General features: G+C 65.9%; 2 protein-coding genes and 1 pseudogene. 1 reads left to right on the forward strand and 2 read right to left on the reverse strand.

What is annotated here, in order from left to right:
* Nucleotides 1-317 (reverse strand): annotated as a pseudogene (locus tag EN935_RS28820) (sugar ABC transporter substrate-binding protein); the annotation flags it as partial.
* Between the two features lie 63 nt (nucleotides 318-380).
* The gene (locus tag EN935_RS28825; protein WP_127264345.1) at nucleotides 381-1,424 is read right to left on the reverse strand and encodes a LacI family DNA-binding transcriptional regulator; all 1,044 of its coding nucleotides are present in this window, start codon (nucleotides 1,422-1,424) and stop codon (nucleotides 381-383) included.
* Between the two features lie 305 nt (nucleotides 1,425-1,729).
* Here EN935_RS28825 and EN935_RS28830 point away from each other — a divergent pair, with 305 nt between their 5' ends.
* Nucleotides 1,730-2,797, forward strand: a complete 1,068-nt coding sequence (locus tag EN935_RS28830) for a sensor domain-containing diguanylate cyclase (protein ID WP_127264343.1) — start codon at nucleotides 1,730-1,732, stop codon at nucleotides 2,795-2,797.
* Nucleotides 2,798-3,059: the final 262 nt, after the last annotated feature.

Here is a 3,059-nt window from a genome sequence, read left to right on the forward strand (position 1 = left end):
GACTTGGCCCAGTCGGTGATGTCCTCCAGCTGGCCGGCTGCGGCGAAGGAGGGCGTGTAGATCAGGTCGAGCGACAGCGCGTCGGGCGCGGTGCCGCCGGCGGCCGCGGCACCATATTTCGGGATGATCTCGGCATTGGGGATGATGTCCAGCTTGACCTGGTTGGTGTGCGCCTTGTTGTAGGCGTCGACGATCCTCGGCATGAAATTCGAGCCGTCGGCGCGCACCCAGATGTTGGCCGTCTCGGCGGCGGCAGTGCCAAGCCCGCTGCCCAGAACGGCAGTGGCCAGGGCCAGTTTGGCAATCAGGTTCCTCATGTTCTCCTCCTCCAGGGTTGGCCGCGCTTCGCGGCTTGGCGCCGATCACGCGGCGCTTCGTCTTCAGCCATCCAGCGGATGGCCGCATGACTGCCGCACCACCAGCCGGCACGGCAGTTTTCGAATGCCCGGCGCGGCGGGCTTGCCGCCGACCAGCGAAAGCAGGGTCAGCCCGGCCTCGCGCCCGAGTGCGACCAGGTTCATATCGACGGAGGTCAGCGGCGGGCGCGTCGCCTCGGCCACGATCTCCCAATTGTCGAAACCGATAACGCCGACATCGCCGGGAACGCTCAAGCCACGCTCGCGCAAGGCATCGATGACGCCGCGCGCGATCTGGTCGTTGCCGCAGAAGACGGCATCCGGCCTCTCGCTCTTGCCGTCGAACAGGTGCGCCACCGCCTCGTGACCCCAGGCTTCCGACCAGGAGCCGAGCAGCGGCTCGGTGACCGACAGGCCGTTTTCGATCAGCACGTCGCGGTAAGCCTGGGCGCGGGCATGCACCACGGCGAAGCTCGCCGGTCCGGTGACATGGGCGATGTGCTTGCGACCCAGCCGACAGAAATGCTCGATCGCCAGCCGGGCACCTTCGGCGTCGTCCGAGACGAAGGCGATGGCGTCGGGATCGGGCTGCGTGAAGGCATAGATGACCGGAACGCGCAGATTGGAGAGGTCGACAGGCAGATGGCGGTCGATGCGCTTGCCGGTGGCGATGATGCCGTCGACGCGCTTGTCGAGCATGGCGTCGACATGCATCTGGCCAAGGCGCGGATCTTCCTCGACATTGCACAGGAACACCGAGACGCCATTGTCGACCAGCGCGTCCGAAATGCCCGACATCAGCGGCAGCGAGAAACGGCCATAAGTATCGTTGGTGAGCAGGCCGACGGTGAAGCTGCGCCGCCTGAGCAGGCTCTGCGCCAGGCTGTTGGGCCGAAAGCCGAGACGCCGGGCTGTCTCGCGGATGCGTTCGCGCGTCTCGGCCGTCATGCGCCCCTGGTCGTTGAGCGCCTTCGAGGCGGTCGCGACGCTGACGCGGGCCTGCGCGGCCACGTCACGCAAGGTGACTGGCTTGGAAAAGACCGGGACAGGCAGATCGTCCGATGGCATGGCGCCGAGAATCCTCAGTTGGGAAAAGGTTTTCTCTTAAGGTCCGAAAAAAGACCCGGCACATGGCCAAGCCTGATCGGAACTGTTTGAAAAAACCTTTTCTCAAGTCAAGGCTAGGCCAGATCGGGAGGTCGTTCAAGGAGAAAAGTGGGTGGGAGTTCCGTTGGTGGAGAGAAAGGTCAGAGATAGCAAGGCTTGGGTTCCTCTCTCCCACTCCCGTGGGGGCGAGGAACCACTGATTGTCAGTGAAGTGTTAATCGCTTGCGCGCCATGGTGATCTCCCGCCAAGACAGCAGAGCCTCGACATGTCCGATACGCCCTACAGTCCGAAAGGCCCGGCGCGGCCCCGCGCCGGCGTGACGGCGGCCATGCAAGGCGCCGACGAACGCCACCGCGCCGCCGCCACCACAATCGCCCGGCTCAAGGCGGAGCTCGCGGCGCAGGCGGCACTGATCGCCAGCCAGGAGCTTTCGCTGGCGCACAGCCGCAAGATTTTCGACCGCGCCTCGGTCGCCGCGCGCCTCGGCGTTTGGGAGTGCAGCCTGCCCGGCGAGCAACTGGCATGGACCGATGTCGTCTATGATCTGTTCGACCTGCCGCGCGGCTCGGTGCTCGATCGCTCGGAGATCATCAAGTGCTACCCGGCGGAGTCGCGTAAGGCGCTGGACACATTGCGCGGTCGCGCGATCGCCGAGCGCAGCGGCTTCAATCTCGACGCCGAGATCACCACTTTCACCGGCCGCAGCCGCTGGATCCGCATCACCGCGACGGTCGAGTGCGAGGAGGGCGTTCCCGTGCGCATCTTCGGCATGAAGCAGGACATCACCGAAGAGAAGATCCTGTCGGACCGGATGCGCTATCTCGCCGAATATGACGTCATGACGGGGCTTGCCAATCGCGGCCGGTTCCAGGCGCGGCTTGCGCATGCCGACGAGGGCCGCCCGCTCGGCGCGCTGCTTCTGGTCGACCTCGACGGCTTCAAGGCCGTCAACGATACGTTCGGCCATGTCGTCGGCGACGAATGCCTGAAGGAAGCGGCAAAGCGGCTTGCCGCCGGCTGCGGCGAGGCCGATTTGGTGGCCCGCGTCGGCGGCGACGAGTTCGCGGTGCTGGTTGGGCCGCATCTCGATCGTGGGGCGGTCTCGGGTCTGGCGCGCCGCATCATCGAGGCGATGGGCAAGCCGGTCGCCGCCTGTGGCCAGTCGCTCGGGCTCGGCGCCTCGGTCGGCATCGCCTTCGCTGAAGCGGGCGCGCCCTGCGATCTGTTCGCGCAGGCCGACACCGCGCTCTATGCCGCCAAGGCGGCAGGGCGCAACACGTTCCGCATCTTCAAGGCGCAAGCCGGCGTGAGAGGCCGCAGCGCCGCGGCGTGAGATCTGGCGGCTGTTTGTTCTACAGCCCTCGCCGACCTGGCCCGCACATCTTCCACAGTCGGTGGCGCCCATTTGCATTTGGCATGCAGGGCGCTCGCGAAAAGAGTGCTATGGAAGGGACATGAGCGTCCTTGCTCCGCTCTTCCCGACATTCGAGGTCATTTTCGTGCGTGAACCGTCGCTGCTGCCCGTCTTTGGAAAACTTGGCCTCAAGGCGCCTGTCGCCCTGGTGGCGCCGGCGTCGTCGGCGGGTGTCGTGTCG

It is taken from the genome of Mesorhizobium sp. M7D.F.Ca.US.004.03.1.1, from assembly GCF_003998635.1.
In the GTDB taxonomy this organism is placed as follows: Bacteria; Pseudomonadota; Alphaproteobacteria; order Rhizobiales; family Rhizobiaceae; genus Mesorhizobium; species Mesorhizobium loti.

What these genes read in the sequence shown, in the direction of transcription:
- EN935_RS28825 (WP_127264345.1), bottom strand. Translation starts at nt 1,424, where the DNA reads ATGCCATCGGACGATCTGCCTGTCCCGGTCTTTTCCAAGCCAGTCACC.
- EN935_RS28830 (WP_127264343.1), top strand. Translation starts at nt 1,730, where the DNA reads ATGTCCGATACGCCCTACAGTCCGAAAGGCCCGGCGCGGCCCCGCGCC.